General features: G+C 68.8%; 18 protein-coding genes. 4 read left to right on the top strand and 14 right to left on the bottom strand.

What is annotated here, in order from left to right:
• Positions 1 to 195: 195 nt before the first annotated feature.
• From BOSE127_RS13115 to BOSE127_RS13105, 3 genes are all read right to left on the bottom strand, one after another.
• On the bottom strand, positions 196 to 1,548 hold the full coding sequence (locus BOSE127_RS13115; protein WP_159557543.1) for an AAA family ATPase: 1,353 nt from the start codon (positions 1,546 to 1,548) through the stop codon (positions 196 to 198).
• Between the two features lie 435 nt (positions 1,549 to 1,983).
• Positions 1,984 to 3,057: a redox-regulated ATPase YchF gene (gene ychF / locus BOSE127_RS13110; RefSeq protein ID WP_042539389.1), complete on the bottom strand. Its 1,074-nt coding sequence runs from the start codon at positions 3,055 to 3,057 to the stop codon at positions 1,984 to 1,986.
• A 59-nt stretch (positions 3,058 to 3,116) separates the two neighbouring features.
• Positions 3,117 to 3,686: a hypothetical protein gene (locus BOSE127_RS13105; protein WP_159557541.1), complete on the bottom strand. Its 570-nt coding sequence runs from the start codon at positions 3,684 to 3,686 to the stop codon at positions 3,117 to 3,119.
• A gap of 44 nt (positions 3,687 to 3,730) precedes the next feature.
• Here BOSE127_RS13105 and BOSE127_RS13100 point away from each other — a divergent pair, with 44 nt between their 5' ends.
• Both BOSE127_RS13100 and BOSE127_RS13095 read left to right on the top strand, forming a co-directional pair.
• Positions 3,731 to 4,396 carry an exonuclease domain-containing protein gene (locus BOSE127_RS13100; protein WP_017887096.1) on the top strand — a complete coding sequence of 222 codons (666 nt, stop codon included), beginning with the start codon at positions 3,731 to 3,733 and terminating at the stop codon, positions 4,394 to 4,396.
• Between the two features lie 122 nt (positions 4,397 to 4,518).
• On the top strand, positions 4,519 to 5,277 hold the full coding sequence (locus tag BOSE127_RS13095; RefSeq protein ID WP_017887097.1) for a GntR family transcriptional regulator: 759 nt from the start codon (positions 4,519 to 4,521) through the stop codon (positions 5,275 to 5,277).
• A 154-nt stretch (positions 5,278 to 5,431) separates the two neighbouring features.
• Here BOSE127_RS13095 and BOSE127_RS13090 read toward each other — a convergent pair whose 3' ends face one another.
• From BOSE127_RS13090 to iolC, 11 genes are all read right to left on the bottom strand, one after another.
• On the bottom strand, positions 5,432 to 5,839 hold the full coding sequence (locus BOSE127_RS13090) for a tautomerase family protein (RefSeq protein WP_159557539.1): 408 nt from the start codon (positions 5,837 to 5,839) through the stop codon (positions 5,432 to 5,434).
• Positions 5,840 to 5,900: 61 nt separating this feature from the next.
• Positions 5,901 to 7,094: a Gfo/Idh/MocA family protein gene (locus BOSE127_RS13085; protein WP_159557537.1), complete on the bottom strand. Its 1,194-nt coding sequence runs from the start codon at positions 7,092 to 7,094 to the stop codon at positions 5,901 to 5,903.
• Positions 7,095 to 7,300: 206 nt separating this feature from the next.
• A complete protein-coding gene (locus BOSE127_RS13080) occupies positions 7,301 to 8,413 on the bottom strand; it encodes a transaldolase family protein (protein WP_159557535.1) in 1,113 nt (370 codons plus the stop codon).
• Positions 8,410 to 9,279 (bottom strand): sugar phosphate isomerase/epimerase family protein, encoded by an 870-nt coding sequence (locus BOSE127_RS13075; protein ID WP_159557533.1) that lies wholly within the window; start codon positions 9,277 to 9,279, stop codon positions 8,410 to 8,412. The genes BOSE127_RS13080 and BOSE127_RS13075 overlap by 4 nt, the downstream gene beginning before the upstream one ends.
• Before the next feature lie 3 nt (positions 9,280 to 9,282).
• A complete protein-coding gene (locus BOSE127_RS13070) occupies positions 9,283 to 10,353 on the bottom strand; it encodes a Gfo/Idh/MocA family protein (protein ID WP_042539397.1) in 1,071 nt (356 codons plus the stop codon).
• 44 nt (positions 10,354 to 10,397) lie between these two features.
• Positions 10,398 to 11,351: a sugar phosphate isomerase/epimerase family protein gene (locus BOSE127_RS13065; RefSeq protein ID WP_017887103.1), complete on the bottom strand. Its 954-nt coding sequence runs from the start codon at positions 11,349 to 11,351 to the stop codon at positions 10,398 to 10,400.
• 33 nt (positions 11,352 to 11,384) lie between these two features.
• Positions 11,385 to 13,274, bottom strand: a complete 1,890-nt coding sequence (gene iolD, locus BOSE127_RS13060; protein ID WP_071251930.1) for a 3D-(3,5/4)-trihydroxycyclohexane-1,2-dione acylhydrolase (decyclizing) — start codon at positions 13,272 to 13,274, stop codon at positions 11,385 to 11,387.
• Between the two features lie 35 nt (positions 13,275 to 13,309).
• Positions 13,310 to 14,233, bottom strand: coding sequence for a 5-deoxy-glucuronate isomerase (iolB, locus tag BOSE127_RS13055; RefSeq protein WP_159557531.1), 924 nt, complete (start codon positions 14,231 to 14,233; stop codon positions 13,310 to 13,312).
• 8 nt (positions 14,234 to 14,241) lie between these two features.
• The gene (locus BOSE127_RS13050) at positions 14,242 to 15,753 is read right to left on the bottom strand and encodes a CoA-acylating methylmalonate-semialdehyde dehydrogenase (RefSeq protein WP_017887106.1); all 1,512 of its coding nucleotides are present in this window, start codon (positions 15,751 to 15,753) and stop codon (positions 14,242 to 14,244) included.
• Positions 15,750 to 16,739 (bottom strand): class I fructose-bisphosphate aldolase, encoded by a 990-nt coding sequence (locus tag BOSE127_RS13045; RefSeq protein ID WP_017887107.1) that lies wholly within the window; start codon positions 16,737 to 16,739, stop codon positions 15,750 to 15,752. Before BOSE127_RS13045 ends, BOSE127_RS13050 begins: the two co-directional genes overlap by 4 nt.
• Complete coding sequence (gene iolC / locus BOSE127_RS13040) at positions 16,732 to 17,757, bottom strand: 5-dehydro-2-deoxygluconokinase (protein ID WP_017887108.1); 1,026 nt, start codon at positions 17,755 to 17,757, stop codon at positions 16,732 to 16,734. Before iolC ends, BOSE127_RS13045 begins: the two co-directional genes overlap by 8 nt.
• Positions 17,758 to 17,947: 190 nt before the next feature.
• Here iolC and BOSE127_RS13035 point away from each other — a divergent pair, with 190 nt between their 5' ends.
• Together BOSE127_RS13035 and BOSE127_RS13030 are read left to right on the top strand one after the other, a co-directional pair.
• Entirely contained in the window at positions 17,948 to 19,210 is a 1,263-nt protein-coding gene (locus BOSE127_RS13035) for a DNA recombination protein RmuC (RefSeq protein WP_159557529.1), read from the top strand.
• A 159-nt stretch (positions 19,211 to 19,369) separates the two neighbouring features.
• A complete protein-coding gene (locus tag BOSE127_RS13030; protein WP_159557527.1) occupies positions 19,370 to 20,335 on the top strand; it encodes a DUF1266 domain-containing protein in 966 nt (321 codons plus the stop codon).
• Positions 20,336 to 20,515 lie beyond the last annotated feature (180 nt).

Raw genomic sequence — 20,515 nt, 5'->3', positions numbered from 1 at the left:
CGCCAGATCTCGGGTGCAGGAATACCTGTGACGCCGGGCGGCGTTCCACATAGTTCCGAGAGCCTCTCGTAGGACCGTGGACCGACGAGGAAGAACCGATCACTAACCCAGGGCATCAGGCGAGACCAATATTCAATGGAGTTTCGCATCTGCCCAGCTGGGACGAACAGTTCGGGGTCCAATATCCCCTTCGGCTCAAGCATCTTTTCCAAGGCGCCGGATTCGCTGCAAGTTGGCCTCAACAATTGCAGCCGTGTCCTCACCTATTCCAGACAAGAATCCTTCCGGCCAATCACTAAGGTCGCCGAATTGATTGAACAACAAGTCCCGAGACAACGAACCCGTCCTCGAGGACTCCACAAAGGTGACGGCCACCTTTGCTCTCTCAACGTCGTCTTCAGATATTCGCCGACGGACGCGCGTCAGGAGCGCCTCGCTATGCGTCTCCAAGACGATCGCCAGGTCTGGTCTAGCGCGGAGAATGAAGTCCGCAAGGCGCGACTGGACGGCAGGATGCAGGTGCAGCTCCGGCTGCTCAACTAAAAACAGAGAGTTCAGCGGAGCAGCCAGCACTGCGACCACGATAGGCAGGGCCTGACTGACTCCGACTCCAACGCTCGTTAGGTCGCGGCGGTGACCGTTGACCTCAACTTCAAGACCAATCCCAAGCTTTCCAAGGTTCTCTGCCCATACTTTGTCGCCGATTTCAAGATAGGAGAGCCAGGTGTTCACCGCATCAATCAGCCTATCCGAACGTTGGTCCTTTTCGGGAGTGACGTACGAGATATATTTCTGCCCATTTCGTGAAAGAACCACCGCGCTGTACTCGCCCCGTGTTCCAACCGGTAGTCCGCGGGCAAGCTCATTCCATTGGTTCCAAACCACTCGTGGCTCGTCACGTAACGGTCCAAGATATTGAACCCTATCGGTGACCGAATTCAAAGCCTCACCAAGGGACGACAGAACTAGCTGAGCGCGACCTAGCGTCTCGGCCAGCTGATCCTCAAGGAGGCCCTCACTTCCAAACCCGTACTTACCCCGGACGTTGTGTTCTAGCGGCACGACGATTAGCGGCTTTTTGGCTCTCTGTACTGCAGCTGCCTCAATATATTCGCCCTGCTGCTCTGCGCTAAGATTTCGCCATACTGGAGAAAATGTGTAAGGATTTCCGGATCTAGCCGTGCGGAGTTCTTCAATGATGGTGGGCAAGTCCCCGTCAATTCCGGCGTAGGCTTCGGAAAGTAGCTCGACAAACTCACTAATAACCGGCGGGTATCGAGACTCGTACAAACGATCCGAGTCACTCTCAAACTCCCTGAAAACCGTCTGCAATTGCCGCCGATATTGCCGGGTCACGTACTCGGCCGCGCGAACTTGGACAACCTCGACGGGGCGAAGTCCCACCACAGCGATGTACGTGCGCAAGGTTCGCGTGCCCTGCGATATGGCCTGCTTCAGGTGGAGATAATCGGTCCCGTCGCCTTCGCCGCGCGCCTCCCGTATGAGAGCGACGTCACCAGCTCGAGCGTACGTCTTGTTGAGCACCATTCGGGACGCTCGTTCATCTCCATTCCATCCAACTTCCAGCTCCTGTAGAGCGAAAGTTGTACCCTGCGGAGACGGGGCGAGGTGGAATTGCGCCCACATTTCTCGTTGCAGACGCCCACGCCTTCCCGAATAACGCCGATTGTCTCGCGAGAACGACAGCCCGAGCTTTGTTATTTCAGGTCGAGCACCCGACCTGACCAAGTCCGAAGCGCTTCCGAGCCGGGTGAGCGGTCCGTTCAGCACCATCGCCCCTCGGTGATAGTGGCTCTGCGCCGTTAAGAGCAGGGATTGGAGCAGCGACGATTTGCCACTGCTATTTACACCAGAGAGAATTGTCACTGCGCCGGGACTTACATCTACCGAAGCTGCAGCGACACCCTTGAAATCCTCGATCCACCAACGCATCGAATCCCCCTGCTCCTTTACGGTGACACACTAGTTGTTGAAGCGGAACTCCACCACGTCGCCGTCCTGCATGACGTAGTCCTTGCCCTCGATGCGGGCCTTGCCGGCAGCGCGGGCCTCGGCGATCGAGCCGGTCGCGACCAGGTCGTCGAACGAGATGACCTCGGCCTTGATGAAGCCCTTCTCGAAGTCGGTGTGGATGACGCCGGCAGCCTGGGGAGCCTTCCACCCCTTGCCGATCGTCCACGCACGGGCTTCCTTCGGACCGGCCGTCAGGTAGGTCTGCAGCCCGAGGGTGTCGAACCCGATGCGGGCGAGCTGGTCGAGGCCCGACTCGGTCTGCCCGGTCGACTCGAGCAGTTCGGCGGCGTCGGCAGGGTCGAGGTCGATGAGCTCCGACTCGACCTGGGCGTCGAGGAAGACAGCCTGGGCGGGGGCGACCAGCGCGGCCAGTTCGGCTTTGCGGGACTCGTCCGTCAGGATCGCCTCGTCGACGTTGAAGACGAAGATGAAGGGCTTGGCGCTGAGCAGCCCGAGCTCGGAGATCGGGGACAGGTCGATCTTCGTGGCGGAGAGCAGGGTGCCCTGCTCGAGCGCGGCACGGGCCTCGCGAGCGGTCTCGAGCACGACCGGCTCGGCCTGCTTGAGCTTGAGCATCTTCTCGTACCGCGGGAGCGCCTTGTCGATGGTCTCCATGTCGGCGAGGATCAGCTCGGTGTTGATGACCTCGAGGTCGTCCTTCGGGGAGACCTTGTTCGCGACGTGCACGACGTCGTCGTCGGTGAAGCCACGGACGACCTGCGCGATGGCGTCGGCCTCGCGGATGTTGGCGAGGAACTTGTTGCCCAGGCCTTCGCCCTCGCTCGCGCCCTTGACGATGCCCGCGATGTCGACGAACGACACCGGCGCCGGCACGGTCTTCTCCGAGTGGAAGAGCTCGGCGAGCTGGTCGAGCCGCGAGTCGGGCAGGTTCACCACCCCGACGTTCGGCTCGATCGTCGCGAACGGGTAGTTCGCGGCGAGGACCTGGTTCTTGGTCAGGGCGTTGAACAGGGTCGACTTGCCGACGTTCGGGAGACCGACGATTCCGATGGTGAGAGCCACGGAAGAAGAGCCTACCGGCGGCGGCCTGTCGGAGCCGACCCGGGCCTCCAGTCCGTTCGTCAGGCCAGCAGACGTGACCCAGCCATACGGGGCCGCAGGGCCGTGATGCGGCGCTCGACGACGTCGAAGACGTCGGCCTGCAGCCGCTGCGAGAGCCGCCAGTCGCCAGGCACCTGCAGCGAGTGGTCGGCACGGTCGACGGTCTGGAGGCGCGCAGCCGTCCCCGAGACACGGTCGGGCCGCCACATGGTGTCGGCTCCACCCCCGATCGCGTCGTGCGCGTCAGTCGCGGCGGCGAGCGCCGTGGCCACATCGTCGTGCGTGAGCACCGGGGTGAGCCAGACCCCGGGCACGTCGTTGCGGATCGCCCATGGCAGGGCGAAGCAGCCGAACGACTTCGCGACGACGAGGTCGGGCAGCCGGTCCCCCAGCGCCGCGGCGACAGCGGCCTCGACGAAGCCGACCGGATCGGCTCCGGCGGCGTCGTCGACCTGCCATCGTGGCGCGATGACCTCGCACCCCGCAGCGAGCGCGATCTCGCTCGTCCACCAGAGCAGCGGCGCCTGCTGCCCGTAGCCGGTCCCGGCGAGCACCAGGACGAGCGGACGTCGGTCGGCGTCGTTCCCCATGCGCTGAGAGTAGCCACACGCAACGCCGAGGGGAACGGACGGCGATGTCGGAACCCCGTGCGACGATCGGAACCGTGCCGTTGAACTTCACCGCGATCGACTTCGAGACCGCCAACAGCTCGCCCGCCAGCGCCTGCTCCGTCGGGCTGGTGAAGGTCCGCGCCGGCCGGGTCGTCGATCGGGCGTCGTGGTTCATCCGCCCGCCGTTCGGGCACGACGCGTTCCTGGAGTGGAACACCCGCATCCACGGCATCGTCGCCGAGGACGTCGCGCGCGCCAAGACGTGGGAGCAGCAGTACCCCGACCTGGTGGCCTTCGCCGAGGGCGACGTCCTGGTGGCGCACAACGCCCGCTTCGACATGGGCGTCATCGCCGGTGGGTGCTCCGCGACGGGGATCGACCTGGCCGAGCACCACTCGCTGTGCTCCCTGGCGGTCGCCCGCAAGACCTACACGCTCGACTCCTACCGCCTGCCGGTCGCCGCGATGGCCGCCGGGTTCGAGGGGTTCCAGCACCACGACGCCGCTGCCGACGCCGAGGCCTGCGCTGCGATCGTGGTGCACGCCGCCGGGCACCACGGTGTCGAGACGGTCGAGGCACTCGGCGCGGTCACCCGGGTGACGATCGCCCCGGTCCGTGCTCGTGCCGAGAAGCCGAAGGCCGCGAACCAGCCGCGGCTGTCGAACCGACCGATGGTCTTCGCCGACTGACGGGGTTCGCCGACTGGCGCAACGCCCGTTGCGCTCAGCCGGGGTGCCACATCCCCGGTGGTATTGTCACGACAATGCCGTCGGCACCGTCGCCGGCATCTCCGCACGTGTGAAGGACCGCGATGACCAACGAAGGCCAGCTGCCGTCCGACCTGTTCATGGACCTGGACCGGTCGGGTCCCATGCCCCTCTACTTCCAGGTTGCCTCGCGCATCGAGGAGTCGATCCGCTCCGGCGCGATGCCGCCAGGGGCCCGGCTCGAGAACGAGATCGCCCTCGGTGAGCGTCTGGGCCTGTCGCGGCCGACGATCCGTCGTGCGATCCAGGACCTCGTCGACAAGGGTCTGCTGGTGCGCCGCCGCGGCATCGGGACCCAGGTCGTGCACGGCCCGGTCACGCGCAAGGTCGAGCTGACCAGCCTGTACGACGACCTGGCCCAGGGTGCGCAGGCTCCGGCGACGAAGCTGCTGCAGCGCGACGACGTCCCCGCTCCCGACGACGTGGCCGCAGCGCTGAGCGTCGAGCCGGGCACGATCGTCGCGCACATCCGACGGGTGCGGTTCGCCGAGGACGTCCCGATGGCGATCCTCGAGAACTACCTGCCGCCGGAGTTCCTCGACCTGACGGACGATGACCTGCAGGCGCACGGGCTGTACCAGCTGCTCCGCGGCCGGGGCGTCACGATGCGGGTGGCCAAGCAGCGGATCGGCGCCCGGGCGGTCACCGACGAAGAGGCCGGTCTGCTCGAGATCGAGGACGGCGACCCGGTGCTCACGATGAGCCGTACCGCGTACGACGCCTCGGGCCGGGCGGTCGAGTACGGCGTGCACTGCTACCGCCCCGACCGGTACTCGTTCGAGGTCACGCTCGTCGACAAGTAGGTCGCTCGTCGAGCGGTCGCGACTCGCTGTCGGCAGTGCGCCGAGTGGTCACGAACTGTCGACCGGGCACCCGGCAACCGACACTTCTTGACCACTCGACGGAACTGAGCGGGGTGTGGTGACCGCGCCGCCCCCGCCCCGCCCCCGCACGGCCTCAACCGAGCGCGGGCACCCCGAGCTCGCCCGTCACGTACTGGGCCCGTCCGAAGCCGAACGACCAGTCCTGCGGCCCGTTCTCGACGTAGCCGATGAAGACGTCCTCCGACGCGACACCGATCGCCGCGAGGGCGTCGTGGATCGCCCGGTACAGTGACGCCTTCGCCTCGTCGGTCCGTCCGTGCTGCGTGAACACCTGGATCATCACGACACCCTCGGTGCGCTCGAACCCCAGGCCCGCGTCCTCGGCGATGATCTGCTGGGCCGGGTGCTCGGTGATCACCTGGAACCGGTCCCGCACCGGGATCCCGTACACGTCGACGATGGCCTGGTGGATGGCGTCGGCGATGCCACGGACGGCCTTGGGCGTGCGGCCGGTGGTGAGGTCGATTCGGACGAGCGGCATGGTGCCTCCTGGTTGCTCGGACTTTGTCCTTACATACTAACAAGAAAGCGGCACCGTGCGTCTAGATCCTGGGCGTCGGCGCCCCGTACGTCAGCGGCCCGTCGACCAGGGCGACATCGTGCCACGCACCGTCGACCAGCGAGGCCTCCGCCGCCTCGACGATCGACGCGGCAGCGAGCCCGTCCGCGACCGACGGCGCCAGCTGCTCTCCACGCCGGACACTCGCGATGAACTGCGCCGCCTCGATCGTCTTCAGGTCGTCGTAGCCCATCGCCGTGCCGGCGCCGGGCTGGAACCGACCGAAGTCGCCGTCACCGGGAGCGACGTAGTGGGTGGCGTACCCGTCGACCTCTTGTCCGTCGAGGTACACCTCGAGCTCGTTGAGGCGCTGGAAGTCCCACCGGACCGAACCGCGGGTGCCGTAGATCTCGAGCGTGTACTCGGCGTGCGGCCCACGCATCACCCGACTCGAGTCCATAGTGCCGACCGCACCGTCCTCGAACCGGAACAGCAGCGCGGCGTAGTCCTCGTTCTCGACAGCGCCCAGTTCACCGGTCGCCGCCGCACTGCGGTCGACGATGCCGGCAGCAGGCCGGGGCCGCGACTCGATGAACGTCTCGGCGAGCGCACTGACCGAGGCGATCCGCCCGACCACGTACTGCGCCAGGTCGAGCCCGTGTGACAGCAGGTCGCCGAGCACGCCCGATCCTGCGCGCTCACGCTCGAAGCGCCAGGTCAGCGGGGCCGCCGGGTCGGACGAGTAGTCGGCGAGCAACGAGCCGCGCACGTTCGTGATCCGGCCGAGCCGCCCGCTGCGGACGAGTTCACGGGCACGCTCGATCGCCGGGGCGTGCCGGTAGTTGAACCCGACGCTCGTGATGACGCCCGCCTGTTGCACCGCCTGGTGGATGGCGCGGGAGTCGCTGGCGTACCGCCCCATCGGCTTCTCGATCCAGAACGGCTTGCCCGCCTCGGCCGCGGCGACGGCCATCTCGCGGTGCAAGAAGTTCGGCGAACAGATCGACACGACGTCGACGGCCGGGTCGGCGAGGACCTCCTGGTAGTCGGCGACGGCACGTTCGTACCCGAGCCGCGTCACCGCCTGGTCGCGCGCCGCCTCGACCGGGTCGGCCGCGACGACGAGCCGCGGCTGGACGCCGAGCTCCGGGAAGTGGTCCGGCAACGCCCGGTAGGCCCGCGAGTGCAACCGCCCCATCCAGCCGACCGAGATCAGCCCGACGCCGATGCTGTCCATGGGGAACTCCTTCGTTCAGGTGACGCGCGTTGGAGCGCGACAACGACCCTAGCCGATGCTGCGGACTTTGTCAGCACATGCCGCAACCGCCTGGAGGCCCGGTGCCGGTCTCAGGGACCGGCACCGGGCCTCCAGGCTGGTGCGTCAGCGCGCGGGGCGCGACCCACGGTTCCGACCGGGGATCGCGCTGCGCAGCTGGTCACGTCTCAGTTCGTGGGGACGATGATGTCGCGGACCAGGGCATCGAGCTTCGCGTCGGCGTCCAGGAACTGCCGGAGCGTCGTCACGGTCGCACCGAAGCGGTCGAACTCGTCGATGGTCATGCCGTCCACGTCGTAGCCGCGGGCGAACTCCGGCGTCGCCGCCCGGAGCGCCTCGATGACGTGCACGGGGACCTCGTCGTCGATGGCGTGCGGGCGGAACGGGAACGCGTTGTCGTTGATGTCCTTCGTCCACTGGAACGGCGGCGAGACGACGAGGTCACCGCCCTGGAACTCGGACCACTGCAGCGCGTTGCGGAACGCGGCGACCAGCACGCGCGAGCGGAACCCCCGCTCCTGGAAGACGCGGTAGGCGTTCTTCACCGCCGCGACACCGGCCCACTCGAGGATGCCCGGGTCCACCATCACGTGGTCACGCTTGACGACGGTCTTCAGCCAGTCGTCGAAGCGGCCGGCCATCAGGGTGACGACGTGGCCGAACTCCTGCTCCGGCTTGCCCTCGGCAGCACGACGGTCGAGGGCACGCTCGATGGCCTCGCCCACGGCGACGACCTGCGGCACGGTGAAGGACACCGTGGCGTTGATCGAGACCCCGCGGTAGGCGGCTTCCTCGATCGCGGCGATGCCGACCTTCGTGGCGGGGATCTTCACGATGATGTTCGGCGCGAGCTGCGAGAACCGCACGGCCTGCTCGACGAGCGCGTCCTGGTCGCGGTGGAACCGGGGATCGGTCTGCATCGACAGTCGACCGTTGCGGCCGCCGGACGCCTCGAACGCGGGCAGCAGCTGCGCCGCGGCGGCGATGGAGAGCTCCTCGACGGCCTTCCAGCCGATCCAGGACTCCCCCGCCGTCGGGTGCTCGGCAGCGATCGCACGGATGCGGGGGACCCAGGTCTCCGGGTCCTGCTGGATGCAGGTGTACGCGATCACCGGGTTGCATGTCGCTCCGACGGCACCGTACTGGTGGATCGCGGTCGACAGCTCCCGCGGGTCGGCGGAGTCGTTCCACAGGGCGGTCGGGGTCTGTTCCGCGGCCTGCAGGGTGACGGGACGGGAGTCGGCGTCGGTGGACGCCTGCGTCTCGAGGGTGGTGGTCATCGGTGGAGTCCCTTCGTGATCGTGTCGAGCTGGAACCGCGACACCGCGTCGGCGTTCTCGTCCTCGGCGAAGACGCTCGAGACCGCGACGGTGTCCGCGCGCGCCGAGAAACCGACCCGGTCGAGTGCCGCCCAGAAAGCGTCGAAGTCGACGTCCGCCTGCCCGGCCGGCAGGTGCTGGTGCACGCGGACCGGGTTGCCGGGCGGGTTCGTGATGTAGCGCAGGCCGTGCGAGCGACGGTGGTCGTACGCGTCGGCGACGTGGACCAGCTGCAGCGAGTCACCGGCGGCGTCGATGATCTCGTCCATGTTGCCGCCGTAGTGGAACGTGTGGCAGGCGACGTACACGAAGCCGACGTGCTTCGAGTTCAGGCCGCGGATCACCCGGAGCGCCTCGAGCCCGTCCTCGACGAAGTCGTCGGGGTGCGGGTCGATGAGCACCCGGATGCCGGCGTCCTCGATGATCGGCAGCAGTTCCTCCATCGACCGGTAGAACTGGTCCTCGGACTCCTCGGCGCGCTCGGGGCGGCCGGAGAACTCCGTGTTGATGGTGTCCACGCCGAGGCGCTTCGTGATCTCGATGACCCGCTTCCACTTCTGCACCGCAGCCTGTCGGGCGTCCTCGTCCGGGCCCGACCAGCGCAGCACCGGCAGCACGCTCGCCACCTGGACCCCGGCGTCACGGCAGGCCGCGGCGAACGCGTCGACCAGGTCGTCGTCGGCCTTGGGGTGTCGGTAGAAGGGGATGAAGTCCTTGTGCGGGGTGAGCTGCAGGTACTCGTACCCGAGCTCCGCGACCTTGCGCGGGAACTCGAGCAGCGACAGGTCGTGGTGGAACGGGGTGGGGTCGAGCGCGATCTTCGGCATCGATCAGGCCCCGGCGAGCGCGGCGGTGTCGCTCGTCGCGTCGCTGGTCTCGTCGTAGAACGCCGGCTTCGTGACCGCGTACTCCACCACTTCGTGCGCGCCGGACTGCTGGGCCCGGACCGCGACCTCGGCGACGACGGAGGCGGTGTAGCCGTCCCAGGCGCTCGGCCCGTCGATGCCGCCGGTCCGGGCCGCGTCGACCCAGCGCTGGACCTCTTCGTCGTAGGCGGCACCGAAGCGCTCCTTGAAGGACGGCGTGACGCCCTGCGAGGTCGCTCCGGCTGCGACGAGCGAGAGCGACGTGTCGCGGCCGATGTACGCGACACCGGACTCGAACACGGCGTCGGTGGTGACCTGGTAGCCGAACTGGGCGTTGACGTTGATCTCGACGATCGCCATCGTGCCGGACTCGGTGGTGAACAGGACGAACTGCGGCTCGGGCAGGTCGGCCGGCGCGAGGGAGTTCTTGCGCGGCTTCTTCACCTCGACGCTCGTGATGGCTTCGCCGGTCAGGAACGGGATGATGTCGATCTCGTGGATCACCGAGTCGTGGATGAGCATCGACTCGCTGAAGTTCGGCGGCGTCGTCGGGTTGCGGTGCGCGTGGTGCAGGGCGAGCAGGGCACCGTTCGCCCCCGACTCGCGCAGGGCCTTGAGCTCCTGGTACCCGGCGTCGAACCGGCGCATGAAGCCGACCTGGATGACGGGCCGGGCGGCGTGCTGCTGCTCGAGCTCGACGATGCGCAGCGAGTCCTCGGCGCTGGTCGTCAGCGGCTTCTCGCACAGGACGGTGAGGCCGCGCTCGAGCGCGGTCACCAGGATCGGCTCGTGCAGGAAACCCGGCGTCGCGATGATGACGGCGTCGATCTCGGTCTGCTCGAGCGCCTCGTCGAAGGACGCGGCGGTGATCGCACCGGGCGCCAGGGCGGCTGCCGCAGCGGCACGGGCCTGGTCGGGCTCGACGACGGCGACGACGTCGGCGTTCGAGATCTTGGCGGTGATGCGGCGGACGTGGTCGGCGCCCATCATGCCGGCGCCGACGACGGCGACGCGGAGGTTCTGCGTGGTGGTCATGGTGGTGTTCTCCTGGTGGTTGTTGACGCTGCGTGGACGGCGCGTCAGGAGGCGCGGGCGGCCGAGGTCGAGCCGAAGATGTGCTGGAAGGTGCGTTCGGCGATCGGGCCGGGGGCGTCGACGGAGCAGCCGTACATGTCCTGCTCGACGATGCCGAAGACGTCCGGGTTGATCGCGGCGACGGCCTCGATGATCGGGGCGAGCTCGGGGGTGCCGTGCGGCGGCTCGGTCATGATGCCCTGCGACACGGCGGTGGCGAACGGCACGTCGTTCTTGAGCACGTCGAACAGCAGATCGGTGTCGACCTGCTTCAGGTGCAGGTAGCCGATGCGCTCCGGGTGGGCGGCGATGAGCTTGAGGTTGTCGCCGCCGTAGTAGGCGAAGTGGCCGGTGTCGAGGCAGAGGTTCGTGTACTCGGGGTTCGTGACCTCGAGGAACCGCACGGTCTCCTTGTAGGTGCCGACGTGGCTGTCCGCGTGGGTGTGGAACTGCTGGTGGACGCCGTACTCCTCGAGCAGCGCCTTGCCGAGCTGGTCGTGTCCCTTGCCGAGTCGCTCCCACTGCTCGTCGGTGAGCGTGCGCGCCTCGAGCACCTCTTCGGTGGCGTCCGAGCGCCACAGGTCGGGGATCGTCACCAGGTGCTCGGCACCGAGCTTCGCGGCCAGGCCGGCGACCGCGACGGCCTGGTCCCACGCCCGCTGGAACTGGTCCTCGCCCTTGTGGAACCCGGTGAAGACCGTGCCTGCCGACAGCTTGAGGCCGCGGGACTCGAGCTCGTCGGACAGCTGGGACGGGTCGGTCGGCAGGTACCCGTACGGGCCGAGCTCGATCCACTCGTACCCGGCAGCGGAGGCCTCGTCGAGGAAGCGCTGCCACGGCACCTGCTTCGGGTCGTCCGGGAACCAGACGCCCCACGAGTCAGGTGCGGTGCCGATGCGGATCGAGGCGGGCGCCGCGTCGGTGGCGGGGCTGCCGATGGGGGTGGCGGTGTCGGTCATGACGTCGCTGTCGCTTTCTGTCTCGTGAACGGTTCAGCCGAGCAGCGGACGCTGCGTGGCGACCTGCTGCTCGTACTCGGCGCGGGCGGCCTGGGTGCTGGGGAGGGTGGAGGTCTGCGCGACCGGCACGTCCCACCAGCCGTCGCCCTCGGGGGCGTAGACCAGCGGGTCGGAGTTGATGTGCACCAGGGTGGTGTGGTCGTTCGCCTTCGCCTGACGCAGCGCGGCCTTCAGGTCCTCGATGCTGTCCGGACCGGGCTGCACCTCGATGACGTCGACGCCGTACGAGCGGGCGTTGGCGGCGAGGTCGACGGGCAGGGGCTCGCCGTTCTCGAACGACTCGGTCTCGTCGAGGTAGCGGTACTTCGTGCCGAAGCGCTCGGAGCCGACGGTCTCGGACAGGTGCCCGATCGACGCGTACCCGTGGTTCTGGATGAGCACGACGATGATCTTGATGCCCTCGGCCACGGCGGTGACGAGCTCGGTGTGCAGCATGAGGTAGCTGCCGTCGCCGACCATCACGATCGCATCGCGGTCCGGCGCCCCGCGCCGGACCCCGATGCCGCCGGCGATCTCGTAGCCCATGCACGAGAACGCGTACTCGACGTGGTATCCGAGCTCGTCGCGCACCCGCCAGAGCTTGTGCAGGTCGCCGGGCAGCGAGCCCGCGGCCTGGATCACGACGTCGCGCGGGTCGGAGACCGACTGCACGGCTCCGATGATCTCCGGCTGGCCGGGCAGATCCGCGCCGGACGGCGCGAACGCGCCGTCGACGGCAGCGTCCCACGCCGCCTTCAGCGAGGCGATCTCGGACGCGTAGCCGGGCTCGACGACGTACGCCGTGTCCGAGGTGAGCGACTCGGTCAGGGCGACCAGGGCCTCCCGGGCGTCCGCGATCAGCGGCAGCTGCGATCCGTGCTTGTAGGCGTCGAACGCGGCCACGTTGACGTTGACGAACGTGACGTCGGGGTTCTGGAACGCCGTGCGCGACGCCGTGGTGAAGTCGCTGTAGCGGGTGCCGATCCCGATGACGACGTCGGCCTGGGCGGCGATCGCGTTGGCGGCGGCGGTGCCGGTCGCGCCGATCCCGCCGAGGTACTGCGGGTGGTCCCAGACCAGGGATCCGCCGCCGGCCTGCGACGTGCCGACCGGGATCCCCGTGGCCTCGACGAAGGCACGGAGCTCGTCGGCGGCGTCGGAGTACAGGACCCCGCCGCCGGCCACGATGACCGGACGCCGGCCGGCACGGATCGCGGCCACGGCACGCTCGAGCGGGCCACGCTCGGGCAGCGGACGGCGGATGTGCCACTCACGCGGCTGCAGGAACGCGACGGGCACGTCGAACTCCTCGGCCTGGACGTCCTCGGGCAGGGCGATCGTCACCGCACCGGTCTCGGCCGGGTCGGTCAGGACCCGCATCGCGGCGAGCGCGATCGAGAACAGCTGCTCCGGACGCTCCACGCGGTCGAAGTAGCGCGACAGCGGACGGAAGGCGTCGGTGACCTGCAACGACGTGTCGTGCGGCAGCTCGATCTGCTGGAGCACCGGGTCGGTGGTGCGCGTGGCGAAGGTGTCCGACGGCAGGAGCAGTGCCGGCAACCGGTTCGTCGTGGCGAGTGCTGCGGCGGTCAGCATGTTGGCGGCACCCGGGCCCACAGACGCGGTCGACGCGAACGTCGCACGGCGGCGGTGCATGCGGGCGAAGCCGACGGCCTCGTGCACCATCGCCTGCTCGTTGCGGGCCTGGTGGTACGGCAGCAACCCGGGCTGCTCGACGTGGAGCTGCTTGATCGCCTGACCGACCCCGGCGACGTTGCCGTGCCCGAAGATGCCGAAGATCCCCGGGATGGTGCGTTCGCGGACGTCACCGTCGACGGTCCACTGGTTGGCCAGGAACTCGACGAGTGCCTGTCCGACGGTCATCCGACGCGTCGCGCCGGCCTGGCGCGTGGTGGTGGTCACGCGTCCTCCTTCTGGTAGGGCAGGCGTGGGTCGAGCTGCTCGCTCTCCCACGCCCGGCGGACCCAGCCGTGGGCCGGGTCGTCGGTGATGTTCCAGACGCGCTCCGGGTCGGGCCCGGCCATCACGTTCAGGTAGTACATGTCGTAGCCGGGAGCGGCGACCGCGGGTCCGTGCCAGCCGTAGGGCACCAGAGCGACGTCACCGGTGCGGACCTGCCGGAACTCGTCGATGGCGCGGTCGTCCGAGGCGTAGGTGCGGTGCAGGGCGAACGGGTCTGCGGCCTCGGGAGTGATCGACTCGAGCCCGCGGGACACCGCTGCCTCGTAGTAGTAGATCTCTTCCAGGTTGGACTCCGACCCGGGCACGTTCGTGTCGTGCTTGTGCGGCGGGTACGACGACCAGTTGCCGGCCGGCGTGATCACTTCGCACACGATGAACTTGACGGCGTCGAGCGCGGCCGGGGTGCCGAAGTTGTGCACCTGGCGGCTCGACTGCCCGGCGCCGCGGAGCTCCACCGGCACGTCCGGCCGGGCCACGTACGTGGTCGGCATGACGATGTCCGTGGGGGCTTCCGCGACGGCGAACCGACCGTCGCCGGTGATGGTGGCCGCGGAACCGGAGCCCAGGTACAGGACGTCGGTGGGACCGTCGAAGACGCTCCCCCGCCCCTGCAGGTCCTGCTCGCCGTCACCGGCGGCGCCCGAGTGAGTCACGTGGAACGACCCGGCGAGCGGCACGATGATGCGCTCCACGGCGTCGGCCGGGAGGCGCAGCTCGCCCCCGTCGGCCACCGCGCCGGTCCGGAGCCCGGTGTGCGCCCACCCCTCGATGCGTCCGTCGACGACGTCGGTCCAGCCCGCTTCGGGCCGGGAGCCCGCCGGGATGAACCACTGGTCGTGCTGGTGCTGTTCGTTCGCCATGCTGCGGCTCAGTCGTTCGACGGGAAGCCGAGGTTGATGCCGCCGTGCGACGGGTCGAGCCACCGGCTCGTGATCGCCTTCTGGCGGGTGAAGAAGCTCACGCCGTCGGCCCCGTACGCCTTGTGGTCACCGAACAGCGAGTTCTTCCAGCCACCGAACGAGTAGTAGGCGACGGGCACCGGGATCGGGACGTTGATGCCGATCATGCCGACCTGCACGTCGCGCTGGAACCGTCGGGCTGCTCCGCCGTCGTTCGTGAAGATGGCGGTGCCGTTGCCGTACGCGCCGGAGTTGATGAGCTCGAGGCCCTCTTCGTAGGTGGCGACGCGCACGACGCTCAGCACCGGACCGAAGATCTCCTCGGTGTAGACGCGGCTGGTGGTGGGCACCTGGTCGATCAGCGTCGGGCCCAGCCAGAAGCCGTTCTCGTCGCCGTCGGGTCGGACGGTGCGGCCGTCCACCACAACCACCGCACCGTCCTGCTCTGCGACCTCGATGTACGAGGCGACCTTGTCACGGTGCTGCTTCGTGACGAGCGGGCCCATGTCGCACCCGCGACGACCGTCGCCGATGCGCAGGGTCGCCGCGCGGTCCTTGATCTTCTGGATGAGCTCGTCGGCCACCGGCTCGACGGCGACGACGACCGAGATCGCCATGCAGCGTTCACCGGCCGAACCGAAGCCCGCGTTGATCGCGTTGTCGGCGACCAGGTCGAGGTCGGCGTCGGGCAGGACGAGCATGTGGTTCTTCGCGCCGCCGAGGGCCTGCACGCGCTTGCCGTGCTTCGTGCCGGTCTCGTAGACGTACTGCGCGATGGGCGTGGAGCCGACGAACGAGATCGACTCGACGTCGTCGCTGGTGAGCAGACCGTCGACGGACAGCTTGTCGCCGTTGAGCACGTTGAAGACGCCGTCGGGCAGCCCGGCCTCCTTGAACTTCTCGGCGAGCCAGATGGCGGCCGACGGGTCCTTCTCGCTCGGCTTCAGCACGACGGTGTTGCCAGCGGCGATCGCGATCGGCAGGAACCAGAGCGGCACCATCGCGGGGAAGTTGAAGGGGCTGATGATGCCCACGACGCCGAGCGGCTGGCGGATCGAGTAGACGTCGATGCCGGTCGAGACCTGGTCGGAGAACTCGCCCTTCATCAGGCTCGGGATGTTGGTGGCGAGCTCCACGACCTCTTGCCCACGGGCGATCTCACCCATGGCGTCGTCGATGACCTTGCCGTGCTCGCTCGTGATGATCTCGGCCAGCTCGGCCTTGTCACGGTTCAGGATCTCGCGGAACGAGAACAGGATCGCCTGGCGCTTGGCCAGCGACAGGTTGCTCCAGCCGGGGAACGCCGCCTTGGCGCTGCCGATGGCCGCCTGGATCTCGGACTCGTCGGCCAGCGCGACCTGCTTGGTCGCGACGCCCAGCGCCGGGTCGTACACCGGTGCCGTCCGCCCCGACGAGGACGGGACGCGAGCCCCGTCGATCCAGTGCCCGACGGTGGTGGTGGTCGTGTCGGTGAGCGTCATGCGTTGGTTCCTTCCGAGATGGACGAGTCCATGGTGGTGGCGCCCGCGAGCCGAGCGGCTGGGTCGTGGGCATCTGTGGAGAACCCGGCCCGGGCCTCCTGGCTGTGGACGAGACCGGCGGCGACGTCCACGGCGGCGGCGACGTCGCCGTCCGAGGGGTAGAGCAGGGTGCGTCCGACGACCAGGCCACGGACGCCGGGCAGGGCCAGGGCGTCAGCCCACTTGGCGTACGTCTCCAGCGGGCGCGAAGCCGGGTCGCCGCCGAGCAGCAGCGTCGGCAGCGTCGTCGCGGCCATCACGCGCTCCATGTCGTCGACGACGGGGATCTTGAGCCAGCTGTAGGCGCTGGACTCGCCGAGGCCGGCAGCGATCGCCATCGAGGTGATCACGGCATCGGCCGACAGGTCGTTGACGACCCGGCCGTCCCGCCACTCGGACATGAACGGCTCGAGCATGATCGGCAGCTGGAGTGCCGCGGCCTCGCTGACGGCGCGGGCCGTGGCCTCGAGCGTCGGCGCGGTGCCCGAGTCCTCCAGCGCGATGCGCACCAGGAGCTTGGCGAAGTCGAGCCCGGAGTCCTTGATCGCCTGCGCCGAGTACGCCGTGTACCGGTCGTCCATCTCGAACGTCGCGCCGCGGAGTCCGCCGCGGTTCATCGAGCCGACGACGACCTTGCCGTCGAGGGCGCCGAGCAGTGCGAGGTCCTCGAGGATGTCGGGAGTGCCGAGCACGCCGTCGACCCCAGGACGACCGAGGGCCGTGACGAGCCGCTCGAGCAGGTCGTAGCGGTCCGCCATAGCGGACTCGTCGTCGCGCACCGCCAGCGCACCGCGGGCGGGGTGGTCGGCGGCGACGATGAAGAGCTTGCCGTCGTCGGCGAGCAGGGAGCGCTTGCGGCGGGCATCGAGCGTGGCACGCACCAGGTCCGGCTGGCCGGCACGGATGTCGCGGAGGCGCTGGAAGTCAGCGGGGCTGAGCTCAGGCATGGGTCTTCTCCTCGGTGTGCGTCTCACCCGTGTGGTTCGTGCCCTCGGCCGGGTTGTCGGTCAGGAACTGCTCGATCTCGTCGCTCGTCGGCATCGCCGTCGAGCACTCGAACCGCGTCGCGACGATCGCGCCGGCTGCGTTGCAGAACGCCAGGATCCGTTCGAGGCTCCAGCCCTGCAGCAGGCCGTGGGTCAGCGCGCCGCCGAAACCGTCGCCCGAGCCGAGCCCGTTCACGACGTCGATGTGGTGCGGACGGAACTCGACGAACTCGTCGCGGGTCTTCGCGAGCACGCCCTTCGGTCCCTGCTTGACGATCGCGATCTCGACACCGCGGTCGAGCAGGGCGTCGGCGGCACGGACCGGGTCGGTCTCGCCGACCGCGACCTCGCACTCCTCGCGGTTGCCGACGGCGACGGTGGCGTGCTCGAGGGCGATCGCGACCTCGCGCGTCGCGGCCTCGGGGCTCGACCAGAACATCGACCGGTAGTCCAGGTCCAAGACGGTGTGGGTCTTCGTGCTGTTCTGCGCGGCGGACCGGGCTTCGTACGCCACGTGGTGCGCCTGTCGGCTCGGCTCCTCGCTGAGGCCGGTCACCGTGGTCCAGAAGATCTTCGCGCGCTCGATCTCGTGCAGCGGCAGGGACTTCGCCGTGATCATCAGGTCCGGCGCCTTCGGGGCCCGGTAGAAGTAGAGCGGGAAGTCGTCGGGCGGGAAGATCTCGCAGAAGGCGACGGGGGTGTTCAGCCCCTCCACCGTCTCGACGAAGGCGTTCGCGACGCCGAACTCGGGCAACGTGCGGGCGATGTACCGGCCGAAGGGGTCGTTGCCCGTCCGGGTGATGACCGCGGCGTCCGCGCCGTGGCGAGCAGCGGCGATGGCGACGTTCGTGGCGCTGCCGCCGACGGACTTCGAGAAGGTCGAGACGTCCTCGAGCGGGCCGGTCTGCTGCGGGTAGATGTCGACGCTGACGCGTCCCATCGTGATCACGTCGTAGGCGTGGGGAGCTTGGTTCGTCATGCGACGCGGTGGACCTTCCGTGCGGCTTCATCGGCGGACGATCACGACTGTACACCCTGTTTGCCCTAATGTCATGACATGGATTCCACTGTCCGCCACGCTGGTCCCGTGGCGGCAGTCAGGCCGGGTCTGCGAGGCGCGTCGGTGTGCCGGGAGGCGCGGTGTCGGTGGGTTCTGCCAGGGTCGCGACATGCAGATCCTCGCCCTGGTCATCGGTCTCGTGATCGGCATCGCCGTCGGTGCGGTCGTCGCCTGGTCGCTCGCCCGCTCGCGCGCGGGCGTCGACGCCGCGTCGGCCCGCGCGACGGCCGAGGCGCTCCGCGGCCAGCTCGAGGCGGCCCGACGCGACGCCGAGGAACGCCTCGACGCCCAGGACACGCAGTACCGCCGCCAGGTCGACTCGCTCGAACGGCGCTCCGCCGAACTCGAGCACCTGGTGCAGCGCATGCACGGCGTCGACGCGGCGCGCAACCAGAACGAGTCCAAGGTGCTCTCCGCGCTCAGCCCCGTGGCACAGACGCTCGACGTGATGCGCACGAAGATCGCCGAGCTCGAGCAGTCGCGGAGCGAGCAGTACGGCGCACTGTCGGCGCAGCTCCGGTCGGCCGCCGAGTCGGAAGAGCGCCTGCGCGCCACCGCCGACACCCTGGCCAGCGCCCTGTCGTCGAACAGCACGCGCGGCGTCTGGGGCGAGACGCAGCTGCGCAACGTGGTCGAGGCCGCCGGGCTGCTCGAACGCGTCGACTTCGACGTGCAGTCCTCCGTCACCACCGCCGTCGGCTCCGCCCGCCCGGACATGGTCGTGCACCTGCCCGGCGGCAAGACCATCGCCGTCGACGCCAAGGTGCCGTTCAGCGCCTACCTGCAGGCCGCCGAGATCCCGGCGACCGCCACCGGTGCCGAGGCAGCCCGACGCGACCAGCTCATCGCCCAGCACGTCAAGGCGCTCCGAGCCCACGTCGACGCCCTTGCCGCACGGGAGTACTGGACCGGCTACGACGCCTCCCCCGAGCTCACCGTCGCCTTCATCCCGTCCGAGTCGCTCATCTCGAGCGCCCTCGCCGCCGACCCCGGCCTGCTCGACCACGCCTTCCGCAAGCGCATCGCGCTCGCTTCACCCGTGACCCTGTGGTCCGTGCTCAAGACCGTGGCGTTCTCGTGGCAGCAGGACGTCGTCTCGCAAGAGGCGCACGAGCTCTTCAAGGTCTCCCGCGAGCTCTACGGCCGGCTGTCCACGATGGCCGGGCACGTCGACAAGCTCGGCCGCTCGATCCGGGGCTCCGTCGTCGACTACAACCGGTTCGTCGGGTCCCTCGAGCGCCAGGTGCTGCCGAGCGCTCGTCGGCTGTCGTTGCTCGACGAGTCGAAGGTCATCGCGGACCCGTCCTCGATCGAGGACGAGCCGCGGCTGCTCACGGCGCCGGAGCTCGTCGGCGCCGGCGACGAGGACTGAGCTGCTCGCTACGATCGATCGTCATGGGGGGAAGCACTGCAGAACCCTCCCGGCGCCCGTGAGTTCCCGGTCCGTCCACGCTGGCGGCACCGGGCGATGGTCGCCAAGGCGCGGAAGCAGACGGGGCGACGACGGGACCGCGCCGCAGCGTGGATCATCATGGCGACCGCGATCGTGGCGTTCTTCGTCGTGCTCCTGATCTCGATCCTCGCCCCGTACGACGTCCGGCAGCACTTCGGGTACGGCATCCAGGCGGTGTGGCGCTGCTTCCTGATCGCCGTCGTCGTGTGGTTCGTGCTGACCTTCATCACCTCGCTCCGTGACGTCGGGCTGCCGGTGCGGGAACAGCGGCGGTACCGGGAGCGCACCGGCGCCCGCGAGCTGCCCGTCCGCCGACTGCAGCAGCTGGCCCTCGCCTCGTTCGGCGACTTCCACGACGGATGGTGGCCGGCGTCGCTCGCCCCGTACGGTTCGCGGGTGGAGCTCGGCGGCGAGTACCTGCAGGACACCACGTCGTCGCCCTTCGTGACCATCCCCCTGCCCCCGCTGACGTTCCTGCGCCGCGAACTCGACGGGACCTACAAGATCGCCAGCGGGCGGGACGCACAGGCCTTCGCCGTCGACCTGCTCGGTCCGAAGAGCGTGTCGTGGCAGTTCCTCGCGCTGAGCCGATCCGCCGAGGGTGAGACCCGGCTCACCCGGCTGTCCTCACTGCTCGGCACCGACCCGTGGGCAGGGTCGAGCCTGCTCGAACGCCGAGCGGACCGCCCGCCGAAGCTGCTCTGGTCGATGGACGTCAAGAACGCGGTCACCGCCGTCAGAGGTGCGTACGCCGCCGGGCTCCTGAACGAGGACGATGCCTGGTCGTCGATCGACCTGGTCTCCGATGTCGCCTTCACCCTGTTCGACTCGTGGGACGACTACTTCGACAACCTGCGGGCCGCGTACGCCCTGGTCTACGACGAGCTCAAGACGGTGCAGGAGTTCGATGCTGGGCGGCGTGAGCTCTTCGCCTCGAACTGGCCGATCACGCGGCTGCCGTGGCCGGCGTCGCCGGGGGTGCTGCTGCCCCGGACCGTCAGCGACCCGCTGTGGGCGGACGAGGACGACGCGTCGGTCTCCTGACCACGACAGGATCACCCTCGGGGCGACGGCTCATGCGTCGGAGTACCCGGGGAGCGCGCGGACGGCCTCGGCGTTGCGGTCCCACTCCGTTGCGATCCGCCTGCGGAGCACTTCGACGTCGATCACCTTGAACCACCTTCGTACGTGTAGCGACCAGGAGCCTTCGCAGCGACAGGGCGC

This window comes from Curtobacterium sp. 8I-2 (genome assembly GCF_902506155.1).
Lineage (GTDB): Bacteria > Actinomycetota > Actinomycetes > Actinomycetales > Microbacteriaceae > Curtobacterium > Curtobacterium poinsettiae.
The sequence above is the reverse complement of the archived record's forward strand: the minus strand, read 5'-3'. Positions and strand labels throughout refer to the sequence as shown.